The organism is Frateuria sp., from assembly GCF_035944355.1.
In the GTDB taxonomy this organism is placed as follows: Bacteria; Pseudomonadota; Gammaproteobacteria; order Xanthomonadales; family Rhodanobacteraceae; genus Frateuria_A.
This window is the reverse complement of record NZ_DASZBH010000014.1, coordinates 75,079-99,251: the sequence shown is the minus strand read 5'-3', so window position 1 is coordinate 99,251 and position 24,173 is coordinate 75,079. Positions and strand designations below refer to the sequence as shown.

Here is a 24,173-nt window from a genome sequence, read left to right as displayed (position 1 = left end):
TTTCGCGACCCAAGCGTGGCCTCCAATCCCAAGGCATCGGCTGAATTCGTCATCCGGCGCATGCTCGGCCGGGTTCGCACCGCCACCCTCGTCAAAGTCCTTGCCGTGAGCAACGCCGGCGGCGTCGAGCCGGTGGGCACGATGGACGTGCAGCCGCTGGTGAACCAGACCGACGGGGAGGGGAACGTCACCCCACTGCCGGTGCTCTACGGCTTGCCCTACATGCGCATCCAGGGCGGCACGAACGCGGTGATTCTGGACCCGCAGATCGGAGACATCGGCGTGGCGGTGTTCGCCGACCGAGACCTCTCGGCCGTGATCGCCACCAAGGCACAGGGGGTGCCAGGTTCCCTGCGTCGCCACAGCCTATCCGATGGCTTGTACCTGGGCGGCATGCTCAACGGCACGCCGCAGCAATACGTGCAGTTCACCACCAGCGGCATCACGGTGCTGTCCCCGCAGACGGTCACCATCCAGGCGCCGAACGTGAAGGTACAGGGCAACCTCGAAGTGACCGGCACGACGCAGCTCGATCAAGCGGTGACGGCCAACAGCACTATCACCGCCTCGGGCGAAGTCAAGGGCAACGGCATTGCGCTCTCGACGCATAAGCACTCTGGCGTTTCGACCGGCGGCGGTACGTCGGGGCCGCCGACGGCCTAATGGCGAGCGCCGGCCTCGCAGGACGTTTCAACCGCTGATTGCAACACGCTTTCGTCTTCGACAGAAATGGAGGTTCCCCAGGCACCCGGCAACGATGCACCCATCGGGTCGCCTGTGCGTCCATCGAAATCGTAGCCGTCAACAATGCGCATTACAGCGGGCAGTGGGCCGGAAGACCGACACACGAAAGCCGTTTGGACGATGTTGATCGTTCCGGGCATTCCATCAGCATCCAGCGTGAAGCTTTTGAGGAACAGGCGTCGCTCGTCACCAACCTGGCGACTGACCGAGTAATAGTGGTGCCCATCGTCGGTCAGACCCAAATCTCGCCAATGCCCGGCTGCACCAACGATGGTTCGCGGAGTGAAGGTTGCAACGTTGACGTGACCGTCGGTTATCGCGTTGGCCCTCATCAACGCCTGTCCTTCCGGAGTGGCTTCATAGGCGATCCGCTGTTTCTCATTGGCATCACGCTGGGCGTCTTGCGCCGATGCGTAAGCAGCTTGGCGCTGGCAATCTGCAAGGGCCTGGCGGGCACTACCCAAGGAAGCCTTGTAAAGGGATGACGGACCGCCAAAGAGTCGGCCCGCGAGGGTTCCGCTCTTGTTGACGGCAGCCTGCGCGCGCTCAAGGCCAACTTGTTGCGCCGGGCAAGGTTCGTTCGGATGGGCGTTGGCGTATTGGGAAATCAACAACTGATCTTCGGCGGCGCTCTTTTCGCAGGCTGCTAGCTTTTTTTGCGCCTCACCGGCGAGATCGTCGCTGCCCTGCGTGCGAAAAAAATCGATCTGACGTTGATAGCTATCGCATGTCGATTTCGTCGTGATGTTGGGCGATGCCTCGCGAGCAGTTGCAGGGAAAGAGGCTCCCGCGATTAGCAGGGCAGCCATTGCCAAAAGAACTTTCATCCTGACCCCCATACCCCGCTCCGGCGGGGTTTTTCATGTGGACAACCCATGCTGACGCTACCCCTCAACACCGCGACGTGGGATCTGCAGTTGGATTCCAACGGGAACCTCAACCTCGCCACGCCGGATCTGTCCATCGCTCAGGACGTCGCCAGCGCCATACGCACCTTCCTGGGGGAGTGCTGGTACGACACCACGCTGGGCCTGCCGTACTTCCAGACCATCCTCGGCCAGCGCCCCCCGTTCTCGCTGCTCAAAGGCTACATCGAAGCGGCCGCGCTCGGTATCGCGCAGGTCCTGTCCGCCTCCGTCGCTCAGCTGGCACTCACCAACCGACGGCTGACCGGGACCGTGTACGTCACCAGCACCTTCAACTCCACGCCGATCACGGTGAACTTCTGATGAGCACCACCAACGTTCCGGACATCACCTTCGGCTCGACTGGCATCACGCTGCCGCAGGAAGCGGACATCGTGGCCGGCGTGCTGGCCGACATGAACAGCGCCTTCGGCGGCGGCATGTCGACCTCGCTCACCTCACCCCAGGGCCAGCTGGCGCAGTCCTTCGCCGCGATCATCGGTGACAAGAACGACCAGATCGCGACCATCGTCAACCAGGTCAATCCCGACACCGCCGATGGCCGCTTCCAGGATGCGATCGGTCGGATTTACTTCATCAACCGCATCGCCGCCTCCGGCACGCTGGTCACCGGCACCTGTACGGGCCTGGCTGGAACGGTGATTCCCGTCGGCTCGATCGTGCAGGACGCCAACGGCTACCAGTACGCCAGCCTCTCGGCAGCCACCATCCCGGCCGGTGGCAGCATCGCGGTGCCGTTCCAGTGCCTGACCACCGGCCCCATTGCCTGCCCGATCGGTGCGCTCAACTCGATCTATCGGGCGGTCACCGGCTGGGAGTCGGTCAGCAACCCCACCGCCGGCACGCCGGGCGTCAACGAGGAGTCCCGGTCCGACTTCGAGTTTCGCCGGCAGAACTCGGTCGCCGCCAACGCCGTCAATTCGACCCAGGCGGTCTATGCCGCCGTCCTGGCCGTGCCCAACGTGGTCGACGCCTATGTCATCGACAACTCGACGAACGCCGCGGTCAATACCGGATCGACCAACTACCCGGTCGCGGCCAATTCGATCTACGTGGCCGTCGCCGGTGGCGATCCGGCCGCCATCGCCAAAGCGATCTGGTCGAAGAAATCCCTCGGCTGCAGCTACAACGGCAACACGACCTATACCTACACCGACGAGTCGCAGGGCATCACCCCCTATCCGACCTACGCGGTGAAGTGGGAGGTGCCGGCCTCGATCAACGTCTACATCGCGGTCAACTTGGTCAACAACCCGGCGCTGCCGTCCAACGTGACGCAACTGATCCAGAACGCGGTGCTGGCTGCGTTCAATGGCCAGGATGGCGGGACGCGTGCGCGCATCGGCGCCACGCTGTACGCCGGTCGCTACTTCGCCGGCATCTCCGGCGTGGACCCGCACGTCCAGATCCTCTCCGTGACCATCGGGTCGACCGCGAGCCCCACGACCAGCTCCCTCGCGGTGGGCATCGACCAGCTGCCCACGCTCAACGCCTCGAACATCACCGTGACGTTGACCTGACGCCATGCAGAACCCGACCGATACGCTGCTCAGCCAGTACGCCAACAGCCCCGGGATCACCGGCATCGTGGCGGCGATGAACGCGTGGATCGACCCCGCGATCGACATCAACCACTTCTACGACTTCGTCTGGAACGTGGGGACGGCCCAGGGCTTCGGGCTGGATATCTGGGGACGCATCGTCAACATCCCGCGTCAGATCACGATCACGCCGCTGCCGGACTACCTGGGTTTCAAGGAGGCCACGCCGGGCTCCTACCCGTTCAACCAGGCGCCGTTCTACAGCGGCAAGACCACCTCGAGCACGTACCTGCTCGCGGACGACGCCTACCGCGTCCTGATCATGACCAAGGCGCTGGCGAACATCTCCAGCTTCACCGCGCCCAGCATGAACACGCTGCTGCAGTACCTCTTCGCAGGCCGCGGCAGCTGCTACGTGCTCGAGAACGGGCCGATGCAGCTGCAGTACGTCTTCAACTTCGCGCTCCAGCCCTGGGAAGCCTCCGTCATCCAGAACCCCGCCCTCATGCCGCGCCCGGCGGGCGTGGGCGTGACGATTACCGTCAACGCGTAACAGGACAGCCATGAAAGCCATTAACGCACCGACCCAGACCACCGTCCCGTTCGCCAACAGCGGCACCAAGAACGCGATTCCGGTGCCGTCCCAGCAGGGCACCACGCCTGGCGCGGCATCGATGACCGACGGGTTTCCTCCGCTGACGATGCAGCCGATTGCCTCCGGCGGCATTCCGCCTTTCGGCGCGGACATGAACGGCATCCTCAACCAGCTCAGCACGCAGGTGCAATGGGCGCAGGCCGGCGGCCAGTACCCCTTCAACGCGACCTTCGCCGCCTCGATCGGCGGCTACCCGGCCGGAGCCCTCGTGCTCAATGCAGCCGGCACCGGTCAGTGGCTCAACACCGTCGACCAGAACAGCACCAACCCGGACGCCTCGGGCGCCGCAGGCTGGGTGGCGGTGCGCGCCAACACGGGCGTCGCCTCGATCACCGCCACCTCCGGCAACGTCACGCCGACGTCGGCGCAACTGGCCGCGCAGGTGATCAGCGTGACCGGCACCCTGAGCGCGAACGCGGCTGTGGTTCTCCCGCTGAGCGCGGGCGCCACCTGGATCATCGCCAACAACACCACCGGCAGCTTCACCCTGGCGGTCAACGGCGCAACAGGGGCCGGCGTGACCGTGCCGCAAGGCAATGCCATCGGCGTCTATACGGACGGGACGAACTTCTACGCGACCAGCGCCTCGGTGACCGGTCAGTACCTGCCCATCAATGGCACGGCGGTCGCAGCGACCAAGCTGGCCACCGCTCGCTCGTTCACCCTGACCGGCCCAGTCACGGCCGCCGGCCAGAGCTTCGACGGTACGGGCAACGTCACGCTCAGCACGGCCATCGCGGACGGTGCGCTCACCATCGCCAAGACGAACGGCCTGCAGACGGCGCTGGACGGGAAGTTCAGCACGGGCGGCGGCACGATAACGGGCAGCGTGACCACCACTGGAAGCATCACCGCCAATGGCGGCATGTCAGCAGACAATGGCGCCACCGTGGCGAGCTCCACCGCAGCGCTCTCGGTTCAAGGCGGCGGCCTCGGCCGAACGCTGCTCATGCTTCCGAACATTACAGCCGGGTCCTATAACCCGCTGACGGCGACGGGCGACGTGGCGTTGATCTATGGAAACGCCAACAATTCAGGCCAGTCTATGACCATTGCCCCGTGGGTCGGGGTGAAAGGTGGCATTCGCCTTAACGGAAACGGACAAATTACTGACGGCCTCAGTTTTTCTGGAATAGGTTCCAGCAACTCTGATTTATCACATGGCATCTCGCTGTACGGCAGCGTGATGGGCTTCGGCATCACCAGCAGCCGACTGAATTACGTCGTCGGCAGCAGCAACAACCACGTCTTCATTATCGGCGGCTCAGATGTGGTGACAATCAGCGGCAGTGGCTTGACATGTTCCGGCACGGGTAATTTTCTGGGCTCCGATCTGCGCCTGAAAACCGTGCATGGCCGCGTGCAGCCGCGTCCACTGCATCGTGAGCTGGACCTTTACGACTTCACTCTTAAAGATAATGGAGAACGATCCAAGGGCTTGGTCGCCCAAGAAGTGCGCAAGGTAGCGCACGGCGACTACGTGGGCGAGTTCGACCACAAGGACGGCAAGCGGCTGAGCGTGAACTACGCGGGTGCAGCAACCGAGATGGCCCTGTGGGCGGCCAATGAGGTTGATCGCATCCAGGCCGGCCGGCGCGCGGAGCGCTGGGTGGTCGGCGCCTTGGCGCTGGTGTGGCTGCTGTCCAAGGTGCTCTGAGCCATGACCTCTCCCATCCAGAAGGGCGGCATTCCGCTGAACCAAATCTTTGCCCTATACGCATCCGGAGCGAAAGCATCAGCCACCGGCATCTACGAAAACGGCAACGACTTGGCAAATATCTACGCCCCTTACGTGTCCGGTGGTGTACAGGCGGCGGCGACTGGCATCTACAAGAACGGGACCGATCTGAACGCGATCTTTGCTGGTATCAGCAATGTCCTCGGGTTCAACGGGAAGCGCTATGCGCGCAATCGTGGGCGCGGAACTGCCACATTGACCTTGACTCTGGTCAACGACGGCACCTGGAATGTCAAAGATGACACCGGAGCCGTGCTTGACAGCGGGAGCTATCTGATTTCAGGCGGTACCGCCAGCAACTACACCGTGCAGTACGTGATGACGGGGTTCGCAAACGGGCCGGATCCCGACGGCGGCTCGGACACTTACGGTAATGACGCGCCCTCGGTGGTCGCGCTGACCACGAGCCGCTCCGCGGCCTGCTCCGCGAGCGCCACGGTCGTCAACACTAACGCGGCCAACGGGGGCACCATCGCCGTGAAGCTGTATTTCAACGGCTCGCTGGTCGGTACCAGCACCTGTACTTTCAGTACCAGCGCGGCCGGCTGATGCGGGAGGAGTCTTGCCGACAAACCCTGTCGGCATCCGCCTACATCCCCGGCAACCTGTAAGCGCTACTTTCACCTTGCCTCGGGGTTCTGGCGGCCGGCCGTGCAGTCTTGCTGGTGCCAGCCGATAACCGGGGCGCCTTCACCAGGCCTGTCCTATGCTGGAGCGCCCGCCCGGGAGCGCCCGCTATGTGCTACTCCGCCCAGATCAAGGCCGACTTCACCAAGTACGTGCGCCACTTCGGCGCCACGATCAGCCTGGAGCGCTTTGTCGCGCTGTTCTGGGAGCGCCAGCGCGACGGCAGCTGGACGAAGATCCCCAAGGCGATGCGCGATGCGTTCCGTCGCCCGGAAAGCGAGGCCGGCTTCGAGCTTGCCAAGCTGGTGGCCGAGGGTGATCGCGAGCAGGAGCAGCGCTACCGAGAGGAGCTGACCGCCCAGCATGCGCGACTGGCCAAGGCCGAGGCCGTGCTGGCCAGCGCTAAGCCGACGAAGAAGGCCGCCGAAGACAAGCGCATCGCCGGCAACAAGATCGCGGCCGCCGAGCGCAACCTGGCCGACCTGGAGCGTCGCGAGCCGGCGGACCAGGACGCGCGCATCTACCCGGGCACCTATGCGCCGGTGATGATCGAGCAGGACGGGCAGCGGGTGGTGGTGCCGATGCGCTACCAGTGCCGCATGCCTGGCTGGAACGCCGTCGTCGAGCGCAAGTACCCGGGGACCTACAACGCGCGCCGGGACAAGCTCGAGGAGTCCTGGGACCAGCTCTTCGGCTACCGGCACGGCATCCTGGTCGTCACCCGCTTCTACGAGAACGTGGCGCGCCATCGGATGGAGGGCAGGGAGCTCGCCGCGGGTGAGAAGGAGGAGAACGTGGTGCTGGCCTTCGACCCCCAACCGCCGCAGGACATGCTGGTGGCCTGCCTGTGGAACGTGTCCAAGAGCGCCGACAACGGTGCCGACCTCTTCAGCTTCGCAGCCATCACCGACGAGCCGCCGCCCGAAGTGGCCGCGGCCGGCCACGACCGCTGCATCGTGCCGATCAAGCCCGAGCATGTGGACGCCTGGCTCAACCCCGCCATCGCGCCGCGCGAGGCCCTGTACGCCATCCTGGACGACCGGGCGCGGCCGTACTACGCGCACCAGCTGGCGGCATAATCGGCGCCATGATTTATCCATTTCCCACCCCCGAAGGCCTGCGCCGCTACCCCGAAACCCAGGGATACTTCCCTGACCGTTCGCAGGAAGGCGCGCACCCTGACCTGGACCTGCCGTGCACGTGCACGGTGGAGTGCGAAGCCCGCTGCGCCGGCGACTGCGGCTGCGAGGCGTGCACCATGCAGTTCCACGAGTTCGCCGACCATGCCGGTTACTTCCACCATCCGGACGACGGGCAAATGGACGTAGAAGCCGCGAACGAGGCCTACAGGAAGGGCGGCTAGCCCTTGCCCTTGTAGGGCGTCATCTGCCCAGGCGACGCGAGCCTGACGATGTCCTTGGGCGTCGTATCCACGGCGACGTAGTAGCCGCCTTCCTCGTCGTGCAGCAGGAACCCCGTCGCGCGGGAGGCGCGCAGGTGCGCCCGGATCGCCCTGAAGATCGGCTCGGGATCGGGCGGGTAACCTGGCTGTTGGGGCGGCTCGTCGAACGGCATGGCGCAGTAGTGGCACGCCTGCGGTGATCGGCCCGTGAGACGCGCCGCGCGTACCTTCGCGCCATGCCTGTCATCTGCGAGAACAAACCCAGCGAGCCTGGTGTGTGGTACCTGAGGTACCTCCACGCAGACACGCCCGTGGTGCGCATCGTGGAGCTGATCGGCGGCGGCTGTGCCGTGACCTTCCTGCGCGGGGCCGATCCTCCCGGACCGTACTACGCGGCGAGCGTCAAGCAGGCGTGGAAGCATGCGGGTCGCTGGATGAAATCGCGCGAAGACCGGTTGCACGGGCCCCCGGAGTCCTACGGCGGCGTCCACTTATCGACCCGGGAGAAATAGGGCGCCGAGGCATTGGGAGACGGTGGAATAAGTGCTTTTGCGGACCAACGCCAGGATTGCGGACCAAAACAAAGGCCCCGCAAGGGGGCCTAAGTCGTTGGTACCGGTGATAGGACTCGAACCTACACTCTGTCGCCAGAAGCGGATTTTGAGTCCGCCGCGTCTACCATTCCGCCACACCGGCACAAGAGCGGCGATTATGCCCGGCTCAATGCACCGGGTCGAGCCCCAGCTGGCGCTCGCAGCGCTCGTAGCCGTCTTCGGGCAGCGGCTGGAAGACGGCGCAGCGGGTCATGTTGCCCGAGTAGATGTGCAGGCTGACCGCGATCGCTTCGTCGCTGGGATTGCGGATGGTGTGGTACTCGTGCGGCGGGATCAGGCTGCCGGCGGAGCCTGGGCCTGCCTGGATCGAGCCCACCGGCTGGAAACGGCAGTGGCCATTCTCGTCGGCCAGGCGCTCGTACTGCACCACCTCCAGCGCACCGCTCCAGACGCCCTCGACGCACCACATGCCGCAGTGGTCGTGGATCGGCGTGCCCTGGCCCGGACCCCAGGTCATCGCCACCACGCAGTAGCCGTGCTTCTCGCTGCGGTAGAGCTCACGGCGTGCGTAACGGCCTTCGGCGGTCTCGAATACGCAGTCGGGCAGCTTGACCGCGCCGCTGCGCATCAACTTGCAGAGGCTGTTGCGCAGGCTGTCGGTGATGGCGAAGGTGGTGGCGTGGGCGACCGCCTGGTCGATGGCGCCGATCAGTTCGCGGCAGCCGGGGAATTCGGTGGTGAGCATGGCGTTCTCGCAGGTGCAGCTTCACGCCGAGTTTAGCGCACCCGTGTTTGCGGGGACGCCGACCGTTTACAAGCCGGCCAGGAAGCCGCCGATGGCGCGGCTGTAGTTGGGGATGTCGACCAGGAAGGCGTCGTGGCCCTGCGGGGAGTCCAGCGCCACGAAGTCGACCTGGGCGCCCGCGGCGGACAGGCCGGTGGCGATCTGCTCCTGCTGCTCCAGCGGGAACAGGATGTCGGTGCTCACGCCGATCACCAGCGCGCGCTCGATGCGTATGCGCTTGAGGCCTTCCATGATGTCGCCGCCGCCGTATTCGCCGATGTCGAACCAATCGCTGGCGCGCGAAAGATAGAGATAGCAGTTGGGGTCGAAGCTGCGCACGAAGCGCTGCGCGTGGCCCTGCAGGTAGGACTCGACCTGGAACTCGAAGCCGAAGGGCTCATCCTCGCGCTTCTCGGGGTCCAGCCGGATGCGCGCGAAGCGGCCGTTCCATTCCATCGCCGATCGGTAGGTGATCACGCCCAGCTTGCGCGCGATGCTCATGCCCATTTCGGGGTAGCGGCCGCCGGGGCCCTCGCCGAGGTCGTAGTCGCCGCCGTTCCATTGCGGGTCGAGCCGGATCGCCTCGCGCTGCAGCGAGCGGATGGCGATGGCGAAGGGCTGCGCCTGCGGCGCGGTATCCACGCTGATGTGGGCGCGTACGCTGCCCGGGTGCAGCAGCATGTAGGCGAGCGCGCCCATGCCGCCCATCGAGCAGCCGATCAGGCAGGCCAGGCGCTCGATGCCCAGGCCGTGACGCACCACCTCGTAGGCGGCGTTGGCGACGTCTTCCAGCGCCAGCTCGGGGAAACCCAGGCGGTAGGGACGGCCGGTCGTCGGGTCGATCGAGGCCGGACAGGTGGAGCCCTTGTCGCTGCCCAGCGAGTTCACGCAGATCACGAACCAGCGGTCGGTATCGATCGCCTTGCCGGGACCGAGCATGCCTTCCCACCAGCCGGGCGACGGGTCCTTTTCGCAGGAGGCGGCGTGCGCGCTGGGCGAGAGGCCGGTGAGGATCAGCACCGCATTGTCGCGCGCCGCGCTCAGCCGCCCCCAGGTTTCGTAGGCCACCCGCGCGCCGTGCAGCTGGCCGCCGCGCTTCATCGCGAAGGGCGATGGCAGAGCGTGGTAACGGCGGGCGTCGCGGGCTTCCGTGCTCATGGGCGAACCTTGTCGATGACGATGTGGACCGGCTCGGTGCGGTCGACCGGCACCACGCCCGCGTCGCCTTCCAGGTCGCCCGGCTGGGCGGTGGCCTGGCCGCTGGCGCTGATGCGCGCGCCGACGAAGACCTTGTCGGCGGAGGACAGCTTGAACTGCGGCGCCATCGCCATGGCGTCGGTCAGGACCACGTGGGCGGGCAGCTTGCCGGCATCCAGCCGGGCGACCGCCAGCGGCATCGGCGGGCCGGATTCGGCGCGCGCGTACACGAACAATGCGGCGCCGGGTTCGAGCCTGTCGCGCAGGGCGGGTGCCAGCTCGACCTGCACGGCCAGTCGCGGCCCGCTGAGGGACGCCGGGTCGGATGCCGACGCGCCACCGGCGCGCGCCTCGGCCACCGCGATCTGCTCGGTCACCGCCTTGGCCACGGTCGAGCCGGGTTCGAGCAACGGCAGGAGCCGGCGCCAGGTGGCGGCTGCCTTGGCGTAGTCGTCGCCCTGGAACTGGCTGATGCCCAGCAGCCACAGGCCACGCTGGTTGGCCGGGTCGGCCTGCACGGCCTGTTCCAGCAGCTCGAGGGCGCGGCCCTCGATGCGGTGGTCGGAGCGCACCATTGAATCGGCCTCGGCCCAGCCGACCATGGCGGTGCCGTTGTGCGGATCGATGCGCAGCGCCTGGTCGTAGGCATCACGCGCCTGCGCGTTCCGGTGCATGGCGGCCTCGGTCTGCGCCAGCAGTATCCAGCCCTGCAGGTCGTCCGGCTGCTGCCTGAGGTGGTCGCGCAATTCGGCCACGGCCTTGTCGATGTCCAGCGCGGGCTGCGCGGCGGGCACGCCATCGAGCGCCACCGGTGTTCCGACCAGCAGGTACAGCCCGCCGGCCGCCAACGGCAGGGCGAAGGCCAAGCCGAGCGCCAGTGCGAAGATTCCCGCCGAACGGCCCTGGCGCCGGCCGTGCCGGACCAGCGGCCAGAGCAGCAGGGCGAGCGCCGCCGCGATCATCACGGCGGCGATCAGGTAGAACGCGAGCTTCACCAGTCGTCCCCTTGTTCGATCGTGGCGTTGTCGATCAGCCGGCTGTCGATGCGCGCGGCGCGGCTGCGCTTGCGGATCGTCACCAGCACCACCGCGGCGCCCAGGAGCAGGAACAGGCCGGGCCCGAACCAGAGCAACCAGGTCGAACGCTTCACCGGCGGGTCGTAAAGCACGAAATCCGAGTAGCGGTCGACCAGGTACTGCTTGATCTGATCGTCGCTCTTGCCCTGCTGCATCAGCCCGAACACCTCGTGGCGCAGGTCGCGCGCGAGGTCCGCATTGGAGTCGGCCAGGTCCTCGTTCTGGCAGACCAGGCAACGCAGCTGGCGGGTGAGGTTCTGGAAACGCACTTCCTGCGCGTGGTCCTTGAACGGCAGCGGGTCGATCGCCTGGGCGGCGGCAAGGCAGCAGAACGCCAGCAGGAGGGCCGCCAGCGCACCGAGGAGCGCGCGGTTCATGGCGCCTCCTGCTTGAGCTGGGCGATCAGCGGCTTGAGCTGGCGCTCGATGACCTCGGGCGTGAACGGGCCGATGTGCTTGTAGCGGATGACGCCCTTGGCATCGATCAGGAAGCTCTCCGGCGCGCCGTAGACGCCGAAGTCGATCGCCGTGCGACCCTCGCGGTCGGCGACAACCAGGTCGTAGGGGTTGCCGTGTTGCGCCAGCCACGCCTTGGCGTCGGCCGGGTCGTCCTTGTAGTCGTAGCCGATCAGCGGCACACCGAGCGTGCGGCCCTGCGCCATCAGCACGGGGTGTTCCTCGCCGCAGGCGATGCACCAGCTGGCGAACACGTTGACCAGGTAGGGCTTGCCCAGCATCGCGGCCTTGCTCGCCGTGCGCGAGGGATCGTCGAGCAATGGAAGCTCGAACGCCGGTGCGCTCTTGCCGATCAGCGGCGAGGGCACCTCGCGCGGATCGTGCTGGGTGTTCCACCAGATGCCGAAACCGAACAGCGCGACCAGCAGCAGAAAGCCGACCAGCGGCAGCGAGCGGGTCATGCGCCGCGCTCCGCCGCGGGCAGGGCCGGTTCGGCCGTCGCCACGGCGGCAGCCGAACGCTTGGGGCGGAAGCGCCGGTCCGCACCGGCGACGAAGCCGCCCAGCATCATGAACAGGCCGCCGGCCCAGATCCAGCGCACGAACGGCTTGGCGTAGAGCCGCAGCGCCCAGGCGCCTTCGAGCTTGTTCGGATCCATCGGTTCGCCCAGCGCCACGTAGAGGTCGCGGGTGACGCCCGGATCGATCGCCGATTCGGTCTGCACCTGGCCACGCGGATAGGTGCGCTTCTGCGGATGCATCAAGCCGATCTGGCGGCCGTCGCGCAGCACGGCGACCGTGCCCTGTTCGGCATGCCAATTGGGGCCGCGGGTGGCGTGCACGCCGTCGAAGCGGAAGGTGTAGGCGCCGATGGTCTGGGTATCGCCCGGCGCCATGCGCACGTCGCGGGTGACGCTCAGCGATTCGGACAGCAGCACGCCGACCAGGAACACGCCCAGGCCGAAATGCGCCAGCAGCATGCCGGCCATCTCGGCCGGATAGCGCCGGCCGCGCGGCATCTCGCGCCAACGCTTGTAGACATAGAGCAGCGTGCCGAGCCCGCACCACACCGCCGCCGCCACGCCGGCGATCGCCCTGGCCTGGCCCTGCACGAAGAACGCCGCCACGATGGCGCAGGCCACCGCCGCAAGGCTGACCCTCGCCAGCACGCTCTTCAGCGGGCCGGCCTCGCTCTTGCCCCAGCGCAGGAACGGCCCGAACGGCAACAGCAGCACCACCGGCAGCATCAGCAGCGGGAACAGGAAACCGAAATAGGGCGGACCCACCGAGATCTTGCCCAGGTTCAGCGCATCGCCCAGCAGCGGAAACAGCGTGCCCAGCAGCACCATCGCCGCCGCCACGGTGAACATCAGGTTGGCGATCAGGATGACCGTCTCGCGCGAGAGCAGCCCGAACGCCTTGCCGCCGGCCACCTTGGGCGCCCGCAGCGCGTAGAGCAGCAGCGAGCCGCCGATCACGACGGCGAGGAAGGCCAGGATGTACAGGCCGCGGCGCGGGTCGGAGGCGAACGCGTGCACGCTCGTCAGCACGCCCGAGCGCACCAGGAAGGTGCCCAGCAGCGAGAGCGAGAAGGCGAAGATCGACAAGAGGATGGTCCAGGCGCGCAGGGAGCCGCGCTTCTCGGTCACCGCCTGCGCGTGGATCAGCGCCACGCCCACCAGCCAGGGCATGAAGCTCGCGTTCTCCACCGGATCCCAGAACCACCAGCCGCCCCAGCCGAGCTCCGCATAAGCCCACCAGCTGCCGGCCACGATGCCGCAGGTGAGGAAGGCCCAGGCCGCGTTGGTCCACGGCCGCGCCCAGCGCACCCAGCCCTGCTCGAGCGCACCGCCCAGCAGCGCGGCGATGGAGAAGGCGAAGGCCACCGAAAAGCCCACGTAGCCCATGTACAGCACGGGCGGATGGAAGGTCATGCCCGGGTCCTGCAGCACCGGGTTGAGGTCGCCGCCGTCCGGCGGCATCGGCAGCAGGCGTGTGAACGGGTTGGAGGTGAAGACGATGAAGGCCAGGAAACCCACCGCCACGATGCCCAGCACGCCCAGCACGCGGGCCAGGAATTCTTCCGGCAGCTGGCGGCTGAACGCGGCCAGCGCGACCGTCCAGACGTTGAGAATGAACACCCACAGCAGCATCGAGCCCTCGTGCGCACCCCACACCGCGGCGATGCGGTAGTACCAGGGCAACGCAAGGTTCGAGTTGTCGGCGACGTACTGCACCGAGAAGTCGAAGCGCAGGAACGCCCACGCCAGCAGGCCGAACGCCATCGCCACGAACACCGCCTGGCCGGCCGCCGCCGGGCGCGCCACCGCCATCAGCGCGCGGTTGCCGCGCCAGGCGCCGATGAGCGGGAGCACGCCCTGCACCAGGGCGAGCAGCATGGCGAGGATCAAGGCAAGCTGGCCGAGTTCCGGGGTCATTGCGGCGTCCCGCTGGCGGCCACGGCCTTGTCGTGGTGTGCCTTCTCCATCGCGTCCTTCAGTTCCTTCGGCATATAGGTCTCGTCGTGCTTGGCGAGCACTTCGGTGGCGACGAAATGATCGCCATCCATGTGTCCGGTAGCGATGACCGACTGGTTGTCGCGGAACAGGTCGGGAAGGATGCCGGTGTACTCGACCGGCATGGCGCCGCCGGCATCGACCACGGTGAAGCCCACCTTGAGCGAATCGTTGGAGCGTTCGATCGAGCCGGCCTTGACCATGCCGCCCAGGCGGAACGTCTTGTACGCCTCGGCCTGGCCGGTGCGGACCTGGCTGGGAGTGAACAGGTAGTTCATGTTCTGCTGCAGGGCGAACACGGTCAGGCCGACGGCGACCGCCGCGGCGGCAAGCACGAGCAGGACGATGATCAGGCGGCGTTTGCGGGTAGGGTTCATGGATTCACGGTAGGCGAGACGGTGCGTTGCTGGCGCGCGCTTTGACGCGCGAGCCGGGCGCGAAGTTCGCGCAGGTTGCGGCGGCGGCGCAGCAGCGGGGAAACGAAATCGGCGACGAGCACCAGGAAGAACACGGCATAAGCCGGCCAGACGTAGGCCGCGTAGCCGCCCATGGCGAAGAACGGGCTCATGCCTGCTCCCCTTCCGGGATGTTTTCCCCGGTGGCGAGGCGTCGCACCCAGTCCTTGCCGCCTTCGAGCTCGATGAGGTCGGCACGTACCCGGCCGAACAGGCTGGCGACGTAGTAGAGCTTGGTCGCCGCCATCATGGTCAGCAGCGGCCACAGCATGCTGGCGCTGATCTTCGACGGCCCCAGGATGCGCACGGTCGAGCCCTGGTGCAGCGTGTTCCACCAGTTCACCGAGAAATGCACGATCGGCACGTTGATGATGCCGATGATGGCCAGGAAAGCCGCGGCGCGCGCGCCTTGGCGGCGATCTTCGAAGGCGTGGTAGAGCCCGATCACGCCCAGGTAGAGAAACAGCAGCACCAGCTCGGAGGTCAGCCGCGCGTCCCAGGTCCACCAGGTGCCCCACATCGGCTTGCCCCACAGCGAGCCGGTCACCAGCGTGATGAAGGTGAACGCCGCGCCGATCGGCGCCGATTCCATCGCCACCGCCTCGGCCAGCTTGATCCGCCAGACCAGCGCGATGAACGAGGCGACCGCCATCACGCCATAGATGAACAGGCCCATCCAGGCGCTGGGCACGTGGATGAAGATGATCCGGTAGGCGTCGCCCTGCTGGTAATCGGCCGGCGCCAGCACCAGGGCGCCGTACAGGCCGATCGCGCCGGCGATCAGCGCCAGCGCCAGGAACCAGGGCCTGAGCGTGCCGGCGAAGCGGTAGAAGATCGGCGGCGAGCCGAGCTTGTGCAACCAGAGGGGGATCCACTTGGACATGGTCTTAGGCGTCCAGCGCAATACGAAGGGCGGCCGCGCAGGCGAGCGGCGCCAGCACCAGGGCGAGAGCGAGCGCCGCGCCGAGCCAGGCGATCGGGGCCACCCACGGTAAACCCTGTTGGGCGGCGGCGACCGCACCTGCGGCAAAGATGACCACCGGCACGCACAGCGGCAGCAGCATCAGGGCGAGCAGCATACCAGAGCGCCGCGTGCCGGCCGTCAGCGCGACCAGCACGGCGCCGAGCAGGCTGAGCATCGGCGTGGCCAGCAGCAGGGCCAGCAGCAGCACGCCCATCACCGGCACCGGCAGGTGCAGCATGCCGGCCAGCAGCGGCGCGACCACGATCAGCGGCAGCGCGGTGGTGAGCCAGTGGGCGAGGATCTTCATGCCCAGCATCAGCGCCAGCGGCTGCGGCGCAAGCACCAGCTGTTCCAGCGAACCGTCCTCGATATCGCTGCGGAACATGGCATCGAGCGCCAGCAGCATGGCCAGCAGCACGGTCACCAGCACGACGCCGCCGGCTATGCGCTGCAGCAGCGCGTCCTCCGGACCCAGCGCGAACGGGAACAGTGTGGCCACGATCAAGGCGTAGAGCACCGGCATCGCGATGTCGCCACGGCGCCGCCAGGCCAGCGTGAGATCGCGCCGCAGCACCGCCGCGCAGGCCCGCGAAACCGATGCCCCGCTCATGCGGCAAGCCCCGACGCGCGCGCTCTCCCCGGGGAGAGGCCCTTGGCCCTGAGGCCAGCCCCGAACGCCCCCTCACCCAACCCGCTCCCCCGCTTGCGCAGGGGGTAGGGCTCCAGATCGCGCGTGCACGACACCAGATCGCGCCGCCCCGAAGCTCCCTCTCCCCCGGCCCCGTCGGGGGAGAGGGTTGGGGAGAGGGGGAGGCCTTTCGCACGTGGCCCTTGGGCCAGCCACTTGTAAGCCAGGTCAGCCATGCATGCGAATCCGCTTGGGCTCACCGCCATGGAAACTCACCGCACCATGACTGGTCACCAGCGCAGCACCGCCGGCGGCGATGTGCCCCTCCAACAGCCGGTTGACCAGCGCGATGCCGGCGCGATCCAGGTTGGCGAAGGGCTCGTCCAGCAGCCACAGAACGGCGGGAAGCAGCAGCAGGCGGGCCAGGGCAGCGCGCTTCTTCTGGCCGGCGGACAGGCGTCGCACGGGTTCGTCCTCGTAGCCGGCCAGGCCCACCTCGACGAGCACCGACGCGGCGCTGCGCCCGTCGCGCAGGCCATGCAGCCCGGCGGCGATGTGCAGGTTCTCGCGCGGGCTCATGTCCATCTTGAGCCCCAGCTGGTGGCCGAGGAACAGCACCTCGCCCGCGCAGGCGTCGCGCTGCCACGGCGCGCCGCGCCAGCGCAGCTCGCCTTCGCCCACGTGGAGCAGGCCGGCCAGCAGGCGCAGCAGGGTGGTCTTGCCGCTGCCGTTGTCGCCCTCCACCAGCGCCAGCTCGCCCTGGTGCAGCGCAAAGTCGAGCGGTCCGAACACGGGTTCGTCCGCGCGCAGGAAAGACAAGCCCCGCGCCTGCAGCAGCGGGATGGAGAGGGCGGAAGTCATCCGGGGAATTGTCCGCAATGCACGCGCGGCTTGTCCATGCGGTGTGGGGGCGCACCCGGCCGAGCCCAAGGCAAGACTGCCCCGTTCGCCGGACGGCACCTTCCACCGCAGGCGGGGGAAGGCTCGGTCACTGGCATCTTCCCTCGTTCCACGGGGAAGGCGCCCGACGGGCGTAGGGACAGCCTTGCGGGAAACCTCAGCGCAGCCGCAACTGCGCCGCCCCTGCGCCGTGCCCGAACAGCCAGGCGTTCTGCCCGTACCGCTCACCCAATCGCTCCAGCTTTTCCGCATCGATCCCTACGATCCAGAAGCTCGGCTCGCGCCAGCCATGCGTACCCGTGCCGAGTGCCGGATGGACCTCCAGCGCGGCATCGGCGTGCAGGTCGGCCAGCAGGCGCCGCTGCGCCATGCGATTGATTTCGGTCGGTTGCGGCTTGGAGCGCGGGTTCCAGGCGGTGAAGAAGCCCCAGTCGCGGTCGCCGGCGAGCGGCCGCAGGGCCGCCGGCAAGGGCTTGCCGATGCGGAGGGTGGCGGCGCCGCCGGCGGCCAGGCGCACGCGGTAGGCGCTGCTTAGGTAGGCCTCCAGCAGTGCCTCATCCATGGCGCAGCGGCGGCAACCGCGGCAAGGTGGCCTCGAGCGTGGCCACGGCTGCATCCAGGTCGACCGAAGCGGGATCATTCGACCCGCCCAGCAGCTGCTCCAGCAGCACGTCCTGCGCCCGCCCGCGCTCGAGCGCGTAGGCGTAGGGCAGGCCGGTGAAGGTGACCATGCGGTAGCGCGCCATGTAATGCCGCGGCGCACGCGCGGCCAGGCGCGCACCCAGCTCGCGCTTGGCCAGATAGCGCGGGTCGGCGACCGAGTCGCGCATCTCCACGTAGTTCTCCAGCGCCATGGTGGCGATCGCGTCGGCGTTGGGCTGGCGCAGGCGCTGGAACTGGGCGAAGGCCTCGGCGACGTCGTTGCCTTGCAGCAGCTCGGCCAGCGCCACGGTGTCCTCGAAGCCGCAATTCATGCCCTGGCCGTGGAACGGCACGATGGCATGGGCGGCGTCGCCGACCAGCACGGCGCGACCGTCCAGGTGCCAATGCTGCAGGTACAGCGTGGCCAGCGTGCCGACCGGGTGCGCGTCGTAGTCCTCGGCGAAGCGCGGCAGCAGCGGCAGCAGGTCGGCGAACTCCTCGCGGAAGAACGCACCGGCGGCGCGGGAGTCGGGCAGGGTGGCGAAGCTCGGGTGCGGCCCTTGCGCAGGCAGGAACAGCGTGACCGTGAAACTGCCCTCGGTATTGGGCAGGGCGATGCACATGTAGCCGCCACGCGGCCAAATGTGCAGTGCGTTGGGCTCGATGGCGAACTGGTCGCGGCCGCCGCTGTCGCGCAGCCATCCTGCCCCGAACTCGGACGCCGGCGGGATCTCCAGCTCCTTGTAGCCGTGCCCCAGCCATTCGGTGCGCTCGCCGAGCGGGCGATAGGCGTTCATCGCGGCCCGCAGCGCGGAACCTGCGCCATCGGCGCCGATCAACACGGGGGCGTCGGCCTCGCGCTCCTTGCCGTCCTCGCCCACGAGCCGGATGCGGCCGGCGTCGAAATCCGCCGATACCAGGCCCTGGCCGAAATGGAAGCGCACGCCCGCCGCCTCGGCGGCGTCGAGCAGCAGCATGTTGAGCCCGCCGCGCGACACCGACCAGATCACTTCGCTGTCGTCCACGCCGTAGCGCTGCAGGCCGCTGCGCCCATCGGCCGTATGCACCATCCGCCCCCGCATCATGACCGCGCGGCGTAGCACGTCCTCGGCCAGCCCCGCGCTGCGCAGGGCCTGCAGGCCGCGTTCGGCCAGGGCGAGGTTGATCGACCGCCCGCCGGCGAAGCCGGCCACGCGCGGGTCGGGGCGCTTCTCGAACACGTCGACGCCGAAGCCCCGCCGCGCGAGCTGCTGCGCCAGCAGGGCGCCGACCAGGCCGCCGCCGATCAGGGTGAGGGTGGGTTTGCTGCTCATGGGCGATCCGTTGCTTGGCATCGCCGAACTGTTCCGCAAGCGAGGCGCGGCTGCAATGGGCCTTGTTCCCTACCCCTCCGGGGAAGGGCTGGGGTGAGGGGGCACGCTTGCGGGGAAGCATCGAAGCAGGAGCTTTTTGAGGCGGATCTTCGCGAGCCCCGGCCCCTCATCCCAACCTTCTCCCCGGTGGGGAGAAGGGGCGAAGGTCGTCCTTCGGACGGCCGTTACTTTACATAAGAGCAGGGGTTTAGCCCTTGCGGTTCTTGTTCGGCGGCGTCTGTGCGGCGGCGTCCAGGAAGCCGCGCTGCATGGTCTTCCAGGCGTCCAGGTTGCGTTCGGTGAGCTCGTTGAGCATCGACCAGGGCGTCTGGCCCATCAGGCTGTTCAACTGGGCGCGGAACTGCTGCTGCTGGTCCAGGAACACCTGCAGGCTGCGCTCCAGGTACGGCCCCATGAAGCCCTGCAGCGAGTCGCCGTAGAAGCGGATGATCTGGCTGAGCAGTTGGGGCGAGAGCATCGGCTGCCCCTTCTCCTCGTGCTCGGAGATGATCTGCAGCAGCACCGAGCGGGTCAGGTCCTCGCCGCTCTTGGCATCGCGGACCTCGAAGGACTCGCCGTCCAGCACCAGCTGACGGACCTCTTCCAGCGTGATGTAGCTGGAGATCTCCGTGTCGTAGAGCCGACGGTTCGGATACTTCTTGATGATGCGAAGTTTTTGTGCCATGCGGACACGCTAGCAGAACATATTGCGCCGCACCAGTTGGCCATGCTGCACCCGCCGGTGCAGCAAAGAATGCCATGTCGCTGCGCGTCAATGCCCCATCGCGCCGCCGGCGCTGCCGAACGGCGGCTTGGCAAACCAGAGGGTCGGGATCAGCAGCACGAACAGCACGGCGCAGGCCCAGAACACGTCGTTCACCGCCAGCGTCAGCGCCTCGCGCGTGAGCAACTGGTCGACCAGCCCCAGGCTCTGCTGGTGCGACAGCCCCATGTGCGAGAGCTGGCCCAGGAAATGGGTGGCCGCCGGGTGCGCCGGGTCGATGTTCTCGGTAAGCGTGGCGTGGTGGCTTTCGCCGCGGTGCTGCCACAGCGTCACGGTGATCGCCGTGGACATGCTCGAACCCATCGTGCGGCAGAAGTTGGACAGGCCGGTGGCGCTGGCGATCTGCTCGGGCGGCAGGCCCGAGAGATAGATCTGGTTGAGCGGGATGAAGAAGCAGGGAATGGCGATGCCCATCACGAAGCGCGGCAGCACCAGCGTCGAGAACGAGGCCGAACTGTCGAAGGTCGAGAACCACCAGGAGGTCGCGGCGAACACGATGAAGGAGAAGGTCACCACCGCGCGCAGGTCCAGCCGGTCCAGGTTGCGGCCCAGGATCGGCGCCATCAGGAAGGCGAGGATGCCGACCGGCGCGGTGGCGAGGCCGGCCCAGGTCGCCGTGTAGTTCAACGTGATCTGCAGCCACAGCGGAAACACCACGTTGATGCCGAAGAACGCGAACATGCCGAGCGTCAGCGCGATCACGCCGACGCTGAAATTGCGCTGCCTGAACAGCGAAAGCTCCACCACCGGGTGCCTGGCGTGCAGTTCCCACACGACGAGGAAGGTCAGGCATACCAGTGCCACCAGCCCCAGGGTGGTGATCATCGGCGAGGCGAACCAGTCGTGGTCGTTGCCGTTGTCCAGCATGAACTGCAGCGCGCCCACGCCCACCACCAGCAGCGCCAGGCCGACGGCGTCGATCGGCGTCTTCGCCGTCTTGGTCTCTCGCTTGTGCAGCAGGCCCCAGGTGATCACCGCGGCGGCCAGTCCCACCGGCAGATTGATGTAGAAAATCCACGGCCAGGAGAAGTTGTCGGTCAGCCAGCCGCCCAGGATCGGCCCGAAGATCGGCGCCACCACCACCGTCATCGCCCACAGCGCCAGCGCGATGCCCTGCTTGGCCTTGGGGTAGCTCGACAAGAGCAGGGTTAGCGAGAGCGCCACCATCGGCCCGGAACCGGCGCCCTGCAGCAGGCGCGCGATCACCAGCAGCGGCATCGAGGTGGCCAGGCCGCAGACCATGGAGAAGGCGACGAACAGCAGCACCGACACCACGAAGCTGCGCACCTCGCCGAAGCGGCGCGCGATCCAGCCGGTGAGCGGCTGCATGATCGCGCTGGCCAGCGCGTAGGAACTGATCGTCCAGGTGCCTTCGCTCGGGCTCACGCCCAGGCTGCCGGCGATGTGCGGCACGGCCACGTTGACGATGGTCATGTCCAGCACTTCCATGAAGGTGCTGAACGCGACGGCGATGGTGAGCAGAACCAGTGCCGTGCCGTGCAGAGGCTGCAGCGGCTTGGCGTCGTTGGGCGTGGCGGCCATGGGGAGGGGCCTTCAGGTTATTCGGCGGCGCGGGGCAGGTTGGCCTGGATGATGCGCTGGGCCTCCTCGTCGGCCTTGCCCATCATGCGGTCGTATACGGACGTCTCGGCGACCGGCTGTTGCGCGGGCGCCTGCGCCAGCACCGGGCCGCGGTCGTCGGTGATGTCGACCGTCACCTCGGTGGACAGGCCCACGCGCAGCGGATGCTTGTCCAGTTCCTTGTCATCGAGCGCGATGCGCACCGGCACGCGCTGCACCACCTTGATCCAGTTGCCGGTGGCGTTCTGCGCGGGCAGCAGCGAGAACGCGCTGCCGGTGCCGGCGCCCAGGCCCACCACCTTGCCGCGGTATTCGACGTCGCCGCCGTAGATGTCGGCCTTGACGCTCGCCGGCTGGCCGATGCGGATGTGCTGCAGCTGGCCTTCCTTGAAGTTGGCGTCGATCCACAGGTCGCGCAGCGGCACCACCGTCATCAACTGCTGGCCCGGCTGCACGCTGTTGCCCAGCTGCACGCTGCGCTGGGCAACGTAGCCGGAGACCGGGGCCAGGATCGCGTTGCGCTGGGCGGCGATCCAGGCGGCGCGGAAATTGGCGCGCGCCTGCAGCACGGCGGGGTTCTCCGCCAGGTCGGTGCCCTCGATCGCCGCGTGTGCGGCGGCGGCCTGCGCCTGGGCCGCGTTCACCGCGGCACGCGCCTGGGCCACGCCGTCGCGCAGGTGTTGCACGATCTCGGGCGATTCGGCATGCGCGGCCAGCAATGGCAGGTGGCGCTTCAGGTCCGCCTCGAGCTTGGCCAGTTCCAGCCGGCTGGAGGCGAGCTGCGCATCGGCGCCGCTGGCCGAGCTGGTCTGCTGGCGCACCCCGCGCACGGCTTGCGCCAGCGCGCTGCGCGCCTGCGCCAGGCGCACCTGCGCGTCGGTGGGATCGAGCTTGACCAGCACCTGGCCGGCGTCCACGCGCTGGGTGTCGTCGGCCATGATCGCCACCACGGTGCCCGGCACCTGCGCGGAGATCGTCACCTGGTTGCCGCCCACGTAGGCGTTGTCGGTCTTCTCGCGGCGCGAGAACACGAACAGCCACAGCAGCACCCAGACCAGCGCGATCAGGATGAACACCGCCGCCACGATCAGCAGCGCGCGGCGGCGCTTGGCCGGATCCTTGGCGGCCAGGCCACTGTCGTTGTCGGCTTTCTTGTCGGCTTCAGTGGCGCTCATGGTCGGCTCCGGGGGAAGGGGAGGTGGTGGCGAGGTCGGTAGGGCGGTCGCTGCGGTAGCCGCCGCCCAGCGCCTTGATCAGCGCCAGGTCGGTGGCCAGCGCTTGCGCGTGCAGTTGGGTGGCGGCGTCGCGCTGCTGCAACAAGGCCAGTTCCGCGGCCAGGCTCTCGCGGGCATCGCGGACGCCCTGGCGCAGCCGCGCCTGCGCATGGGCCAGCAGGCGCTGGTCGGCGTCGAGCTGGGCCTGCTGTTCCTGGCGCTGCGCGGCAAGTTGTTCGGCGCCCAGCGCCTGGGTAGCCACGTCGCGCGCGGCGTCCAGCACGGCGCTGCGGTACTGCGCCACGGCGCTGTCCAGCTGCGCGCGGCTTAGGCCGTAGTTCGCCTCCAATGCGCCGCCCTCGAAGATCGGCAGGTGCAGCGCCGGCGTCACCGCGAAGGTGCGGCTGCCGGCGGTGAACAGCTTGCCCATGTCGATGCTGGACAGGCCCGCCAGCGCGGTGAGGCTCAGGTCGGGAAAGAACTGCGCGCGCGCCGCGTCGGTCTGCTTGAGCGCCGCCTCGACCTGCCAGCGGCTGGCGGCGATGTCCGGGCGGCGTGCGATCAGGTCGAGGCGGGCGTCGGCCGGCAGACCCGGCGCCACGCTCGGCAACGGCCGGGCCTGCAGTGGTGGAAGCCCGGCCGGCGGCACGCCCAGCAACGAGGCGAGCACGGCGCGGCGTACCTTGGCCGAGCCATCGATCGCCGCGCGCATCTGCCTGAGCGCCGCACGCTGCGCCTGGGCCTGCTCGACGGTGTCCGCCAGGTCGACGCCCTGGCGCACGCGCAGCTGTGCGATGCCGAGGAGCTGCTGCTGGGCGGCGAGTGAGCGGTCCGTCAGGACCAGGCGCGCCTGGTCGGCCTGCCAGCCGAAATAGGTGCTGGCGACGGCGTACTGCAGCGCCAGTGCAGCCGCGCTGCGCTGCGCTTCGGCGGCATGCGCCTGGTCCAGTGCCGCTTCCACCGATGCGCGCTTCTTGCCCCACCAATCGAAGTCGTACTTCAGCTGCACGCCCAGGTCGGCCTGGTTGTACCAGGTGAAGCCCAGAAATTTGCTTGGAATCAGCCCGTGCTCGCTCATGCGCTGGCGCGAGAACTGCGCGTTGCCGTTGATCGAAAGACCCATCTGGGCGGCGGCCAGGCGCGCGGACTGCTCGGCGCCCTGCACGCGGCTCTGCGCCAGCGCCAGGTCGGGCGCCTGGCGCAGTGCGCGATCCATCAGCTCATCGAGCTGCGGGTCGTCGTAGCCGCGCCACCATTGCGCGTTGGGCCAGCCGGCGCGGGTGGCGGTCTGGATGCCGGCGAGCGGCACGTCGTCGCGCAGATGCGGCGGCGGGAGTTTCGCCGGCGGCGTGGCGCAGGCGGCCAGCGCCAGCGCGGTCGCCGCAGCCAGCGCGGTGCGAAGGCGGAGCGGGGCAGGCTTCATGGGGGCGTCCTTCACG

The 24,173-nt window shown here is 67.9% G+C and carries 28 protein-coding genes and 1 tRNA gene; 9 read left to right on the top strand and 20 right to left on the bottom strand.

Translation table 11 applies throughout. The features are described 5' to 3' along the window. The first annotated feature begins 15 nt into the window (after nt 1-15). Nucleotides 16-663, top strand: coding sequence for a Gp138 family membrane-puncturing spike protein (locus VGU03_RS10825; RefSeq protein ID WP_327480405.1), 648 nt, complete (start codon nt 16-18; stop codon nt 661-663). On the opposite strand, the gene VGU03_RS10820 is transcribed toward VGU03_RS10825, so the two are convergent. Further along, nucleotides 660-1,571, bottom strand: a complete 912-nt coding sequence (locus tag VGU03_RS10820) for a hypothetical protein (RefSeq protein ID WP_327480403.1) — start codon at nt 1,569-1,571, stop codon at nt 660-662. The two genes, VGU03_RS10825 and VGU03_RS10820, sit on opposite strands and share 4 nt — an antisense overlap. A 48-nt stretch (nt 1,572-1,619) precedes the next feature. Here VGU03_RS10820 and VGU03_RS10815 point away from each other — a divergent pair, with 48 nt between their 5' ends. The 7 genes from VGU03_RS10815 to VGU03_RS10785 all read left to right on the top strand — a co-directional run bounded on the left by VGU03_RS10815 (nt 1,620) and on the right by VGU03_RS10785 (nt 7,594). Then, complete coding sequence (locus VGU03_RS10815; RefSeq protein WP_327480401.1) at nt 1,620-1,973, top strand: hypothetical protein; 354 nt, start codon at nt 1,620-1,622, stop codon at nt 1,971-1,973. Further along, nucleotides 1,973-3,190, top strand: a complete 1,218-nt coding sequence (locus VGU03_RS10810) for a baseplate J/gp47 family protein (RefSeq protein ID WP_327480399.1) — start codon at nt 1,973-1,975, stop codon at nt 3,188-3,190. The genes VGU03_RS10815 and VGU03_RS10810 overlap by 1 nt, the downstream gene beginning before the upstream one ends. A 4-nt stretch (nt 3,191-3,194) precedes the next feature. Then, nucleotides 3,195-3,764 carry a DUF2612 domain-containing protein gene (locus VGU03_RS10805; protein WP_327480397.1) on the top strand — a complete coding sequence of 190 codons (570 nt, stop codon included), beginning with the start codon at nt 3,195-3,197 and terminating at the stop codon, nt 3,762-3,764. Nucleotides 3,765-3,774: 10 nt separating this feature from the next. Continuing rightward, nucleotides 3,775-5,523: a hypothetical protein gene (locus VGU03_RS10800; protein ID WP_327480395.1), complete on the top strand. Its 1,749-nt coding sequence runs from the start codon at nt 3,775-3,777 to the stop codon at nt 5,521-5,523. Between the two features lie 3 nt (nt 5,524-5,526). Continuing rightward, complete coding sequence (locus VGU03_RS10795; protein WP_327480393.1) at nt 5,527-6,153, top strand: hypothetical protein; 627 nt, start codon at nt 5,527-5,529, stop codon at nt 6,151-6,153. 188 nt (nt 6,154-6,341) lie between these two features. Next, entirely contained in the window at nt 6,342-7,310 is a 969-nt protein-coding gene (locus tag VGU03_RS10790; RefSeq protein ID WP_327480391.1) for an SOS response-associated peptidase family protein, read from the top strand. Between the two features lie 8 nt (nt 7,311-7,318). Continuing rightward, nucleotides 7,319-7,594 (top strand): hypothetical protein, encoded by a 276-nt coding sequence (locus tag VGU03_RS10785; RefSeq protein WP_327480389.1) that lies wholly within the window; start codon nt 7,319-7,321, stop codon nt 7,592-7,594. Here VGU03_RS10785 and VGU03_RS10780 read toward each other — a convergent pair. Further along, nucleotides 7,591-7,806 (bottom strand): hypothetical protein, encoded by a 216-nt coding sequence (locus VGU03_RS10780; protein WP_327480388.1) that lies wholly within the window; start codon nt 7,804-7,806, stop codon nt 7,591-7,593. The two genes, VGU03_RS10785 and VGU03_RS10780, sit on opposite strands and share 4 nt — an antisense overlap. A gap of 138 nt (nt 7,807-7,944) precedes the next feature. On the opposite strand from VGU03_RS10780, the gene VGU03_RS10775 reads away from it, so the two are divergent. Continuing rightward, entirely contained in the window at nt 7,945-8,145 is a 201-nt protein-coding gene (locus tag VGU03_RS10775; protein ID WP_327480387.1) for a hypothetical protein, read from the top strand. Between the two features lie 98 nt (nt 8,146-8,243). Here the strand turns inward: VGU03_RS10775 and VGU03_RS10770 are convergent. From VGU03_RS10770 to VGU03_RS10685, 18 genes are all read right to left on the bottom strand, one after another. Next, nucleotides 8,244-8,329, bottom strand: a tRNA-Leu gene (locus VGU03_RS10770). A gap of 24 nt (nt 8,330-8,353) precedes the next feature. Next, nucleotides 8,354-8,932: a cysteine dioxygenase family protein gene (locus VGU03_RS10765; RefSeq protein WP_327480386.1), complete on the bottom strand. Its 579-nt coding sequence runs from the start codon at nt 8,930-8,932 to the stop codon at nt 8,354-8,356. A gap of 66 nt (nt 8,933-8,998) precedes the next feature. Next, on the bottom strand, nt 8,999-10,129 hold the full coding sequence (gene metX / locus VGU03_RS10760; RefSeq protein WP_327480385.1) for a homoserine O-acetyltransferase MetX: 1,131 nt from the start codon (nt 10,127-10,129) through the stop codon (nt 8,999-9,001). Beyond that, nucleotides 10,126-11,163, bottom strand: coding sequence for a c-type cytochrome biogenesis protein CcmI/CycH (locus VGU03_RS10755; protein ID WP_327480384.1), 1,038 nt, complete (start codon nt 11,161-11,163; stop codon nt 10,126-10,128). Before VGU03_RS10755 ends, metX begins: the two co-directional genes overlap by 4 nt. Continuing rightward, a complete protein-coding gene (locus tag VGU03_RS10750; RefSeq protein ID WP_327480383.1) occupies nt 11,160-11,621 on the bottom strand; it encodes a cytochrome c-type biogenesis protein in 462 nt (153 codons plus the stop codon). Before VGU03_RS10750 ends, VGU03_RS10755 begins: the two co-directional genes overlap by 4 nt. Further along, on the bottom strand, nt 11,618-12,160 hold the full coding sequence (locus VGU03_RS10745; RefSeq protein WP_327480382.1) for a DsbE family thiol:disulfide interchange protein: 543 nt from the start codon (nt 12,158-12,160) through the stop codon (nt 11,618-11,620). The genes VGU03_RS10750 and VGU03_RS10745 overlap by 4 nt, the downstream gene beginning before the upstream one ends. Then, nucleotides 12,157-14,136, bottom strand: a complete 1,980-nt coding sequence (locus VGU03_RS10740; RefSeq protein WP_327480381.1) for a heme lyase CcmF/NrfE family subunit — start codon at nt 14,134-14,136, stop codon at nt 12,157-12,159. The genes VGU03_RS10745 and VGU03_RS10740 overlap by 4 nt, the downstream gene beginning before the upstream one ends. Further along, on the bottom strand, nt 14,133-14,591 hold the full coding sequence (ccmE, locus tag VGU03_RS10735) for a cytochrome c maturation protein CcmE (protein WP_327480380.1): 459 nt from the start codon (nt 14,589-14,591) through the stop codon (nt 14,133-14,135). Before ccmE ends, VGU03_RS10740 begins: the two co-directional genes overlap by 4 nt. Beyond that, nucleotides 14,588-14,782: a heme exporter protein CcmD gene (gene ccmD / locus VGU03_RS10730; protein WP_327480379.1), complete on the bottom strand. Its 195-nt coding sequence runs from the start codon at nt 14,780-14,782 to the stop codon at nt 14,588-14,590. The genes ccmE and ccmD overlap by 4 nt, the downstream gene beginning before the upstream one ends. After that, nucleotides 14,779-15,552 (bottom strand): heme ABC transporter permease, encoded by a 774-nt coding sequence (locus tag VGU03_RS10725; RefSeq protein WP_327480378.1) that lies wholly within the window; start codon nt 15,550-15,552, stop codon nt 14,779-14,781. The genes ccmD and VGU03_RS10725 overlap by 4 nt, the downstream gene beginning before the upstream one ends. A gap of 4 nt (nt 15,553-15,556) precedes the next feature. Then, nucleotides 15,557-16,243 (bottom strand): heme exporter protein CcmB, encoded by a 687-nt coding sequence (gene ccmB / locus VGU03_RS10720; RefSeq protein ID WP_327480377.1) that lies wholly within the window; start codon nt 16,241-16,243, stop codon nt 15,557-15,559. A 246-nt stretch (nt 16,244-16,489) separates the two neighbouring features. Continuing rightward, the gene (gene ccmA / locus VGU03_RS10715) at nt 16,490-17,122 is read right to left on the bottom strand and encodes a cytochrome c biogenesis heme-transporting ATPase CcmA (RefSeq protein ID WP_327480376.1); all 633 of its coding nucleotides are present in this window, start codon (nt 17,120-17,122) and stop codon (nt 16,490-16,492) included. Nucleotides 17,123-17,318: 196 nt separating this feature from the next. Next, nucleotides 17,319-17,723, bottom strand: a complete 405-nt coding sequence (locus tag VGU03_RS10710; RefSeq protein WP_327480375.1) for a DUF3293 domain-containing protein — start codon at nt 17,721-17,723, stop codon at nt 17,319-17,321. Beyond that, nucleotides 17,716-19,116: an NAD(P)/FAD-dependent oxidoreductase gene (locus tag VGU03_RS10705; RefSeq protein ID WP_327480374.1), complete on the bottom strand. Its 1,401-nt coding sequence runs from the start codon at nt 19,114-19,116 to the stop codon at nt 17,716-17,718. Before VGU03_RS10705 ends, VGU03_RS10710 begins: the two co-directional genes overlap by 8 nt. A 247-nt stretch (nt 19,117-19,363) precedes the next feature. Beyond that, nucleotides 19,364-19,840: a polyhydroxyalkanoate synthesis repressor PhaR gene (gene phaR / locus VGU03_RS10700; RefSeq protein ID WP_327480373.1), complete on the bottom strand. Its 477-nt coding sequence runs from the start codon at nt 19,838-19,840 to the stop codon at nt 19,364-19,366. Nucleotides 19,841-19,927: 87 nt separating this feature from the next. Continuing rightward, nucleotides 19,928-21,481 (bottom strand): DHA2 family efflux MFS transporter permease subunit, encoded by a 1,554-nt coding sequence (locus tag VGU03_RS10695; RefSeq protein WP_327480372.1) that lies wholly within the window; start codon nt 21,479-21,481, stop codon nt 19,928-19,930. A gap of 17 nt (nt 21,482-21,498) precedes the next feature. Next, nucleotides 21,499-22,695 carry an HlyD family efflux transporter periplasmic adaptor subunit gene (locus tag VGU03_RS10690; protein ID WP_327480371.1) on the bottom strand — a complete coding sequence of 399 codons (1,197 nt, stop codon included), beginning with the start codon at nt 22,693-22,695 and terminating at the stop codon, nt 21,499-21,501. Further along, entirely contained in the window at nt 22,682-24,157 is a 1,476-nt protein-coding gene (locus VGU03_RS10685; protein WP_327480370.1) for an efflux transporter outer membrane subunit, read from the bottom strand. The genes VGU03_RS10690 and VGU03_RS10685 overlap by 14 nt, the downstream gene beginning before the upstream one ends. Nucleotides 24,158-24,173 lie beyond the last annotated feature (16 nt).

Excerpts from the sequence above, each read along its gene's own strand:
- VGU03_RS10780 (WP_327480388.1), bottom strand. The coding sequence starts at position 7,806 with ATGCCGTTCGACGAGCCGCCCCAACAGCCAGGTTACCCGCCCGATCCC.
- VGU03_RS10805 (WP_327480397.1), top strand. The coding sequence starts at position 3,195 with ATGCAGAACCCGACCGATACGCTGCTCAGCCAGTACGCCAACAGCCCC.
- VGU03_RS10725 (WP_327480378.1), bottom strand. The coding sequence starts at position 15,552 with ATGTCCAAGTGGATCCCCCTCTGGTTGCACAAGCTCGGCTCGCCGCCG.
- VGU03_RS10750 (WP_327480383.1), bottom strand. The coding sequence starts at position 11,621 with ATGAACCGCGCGCTCCTCGGTGCGCTGGCGGCCCTCCTGCTGGCGTTC.
- VGU03_RS10710 (WP_327480375.1), bottom strand. The coding sequence starts at position 17,723 with ATGGATGAGGCACTGCTGGAGGCCTACCTAAGCAGCGCCTACCGCGTG.
- ccmA (WP_327480376.1), bottom strand. The coding sequence starts at position 17,122 with ATGACTTCCGCCCTCTCCATCCCGCTGCTGCAGGCGCGGGGCTTGTCT.
- VGU03_RS10785 (WP_327480389.1), top strand. The coding sequence starts at position 7,319 with ATGATTTATCCATTTCCCACCCCCGAAGGCCTGCGCCGCTACCCCGAA.
- VGU03_RS10790 (WP_327480391.1), top strand. The coding sequence starts at position 6,342 with ATGTGCTACTCCGCCCAGATCAAGGCCGACTTCACCAAGTACGTGCGC.
- ccmB (WP_327480377.1), bottom strand. The coding sequence starts at position 16,243 with ATGAGCGGGGCATCGGTTTCGCGGGCCTGCGCGGCGGTGCTGCGGCGC.
- VGU03_RS10795 (WP_327480393.1), top strand. The coding sequence starts at position 5,527 with ATGACCTCTCCCATCCAGAAGGGCGGCATTCCGCTGAACCAAATCTTT.
- VGU03_RS10740 (WP_327480381.1), bottom strand. The coding sequence starts at position 14,136 with ATGACCCCGGAACTCGGCCAGCTTGCCTTGATCCTCGCCATGCTGCTC.
- VGU03_RS10800 (WP_327480395.1), top strand. The coding sequence starts at position 3,775 with ATGAAAGCCATTAACGCACCGACCCAGACCACCGTCCCGTTCGCCAAC.
- VGU03_RS10705 (WP_327480374.1), bottom strand. The coding sequence starts at position 19,116 with ATGAGCAGCAAACCCACCCTCACCCTGATCGGCGGCGGCCTGGTCGGC.
- VGU03_RS10815 (WP_327480401.1), top strand. The coding sequence starts at position 1,620 with ATGCTGACGCTACCCCTCAACACCGCGACGTGGGATCTGCAGTTGGAT.
- VGU03_RS10765 (WP_327480386.1), bottom strand. The coding sequence starts at position 8,932 with ATGCTCACCACCGAATTCCCCGGCTGCCGCGAACTGATCGGCGCCATC.
- ccmE (WP_327480380.1), bottom strand. The coding sequence starts at position 14,591 with ATGAACCCTACCCGCAAACGCCGCCTGATCATCGTCCTGCTCGTGCTT.
- VGU03_RS10810 (WP_327480399.1), top strand. The coding sequence starts at position 1,973 with ATGAGCACCACCAACGTTCCGGACATCACCTTCGGCTCGACTGGCATC.
- VGU03_RS10695 (WP_327480372.1), bottom strand. The coding sequence starts at position 21,481 with ATGGCCGCCACGCCCAACGACGCCAAGCCGCTGCAGCCTCTGCACGGC.
- VGU03_RS10685 (WP_327480370.1), bottom strand. The coding sequence starts at position 24,157 with ATGAAGCCTGCCCCGCTCCGCCTTCGCACCGCGCTGGCTGCGGCGACC.
- ccmD (WP_327480379.1), bottom strand. The coding sequence starts at position 14,782 with ATGAGCCCGTTCTTCGCCATGGGCGGCTACGCGGCCTACGTCTGGCCG.
- VGU03_RS10745 (WP_327480382.1), bottom strand. The coding sequence starts at position 12,160 with ATGACCCGCTCGCTGCCGCTGGTCGGCTTTCTGCTGCTGGTCGCGCTG.
- metX (WP_327480385.1), bottom strand. The coding sequence starts at position 10,129 with ATGAGCACGGAAGCCCGCGACGCCCGCCGTTACCACGCTCTGCCATCG.
- VGU03_RS10690 (WP_327480371.1), bottom strand. The coding sequence starts at position 22,695 with ATGAGCGCCACTGAAGCCGACAAGAAAGCCGACAACGACAGTGGCCTG.
- phaR (WP_327480373.1), bottom strand. The coding sequence starts at position 19,840 with ATGGCACAAAAACTTCGCATCATCAAGAAGTATCCGAACCGTCGGCTC.
- VGU03_RS10820 (WP_327480403.1), bottom strand. The coding sequence starts at position 1,571 with ATGAAAGTTCTTTTGGCAATGGCTGCCCTGCTAATCGCGGGAGCCTCT.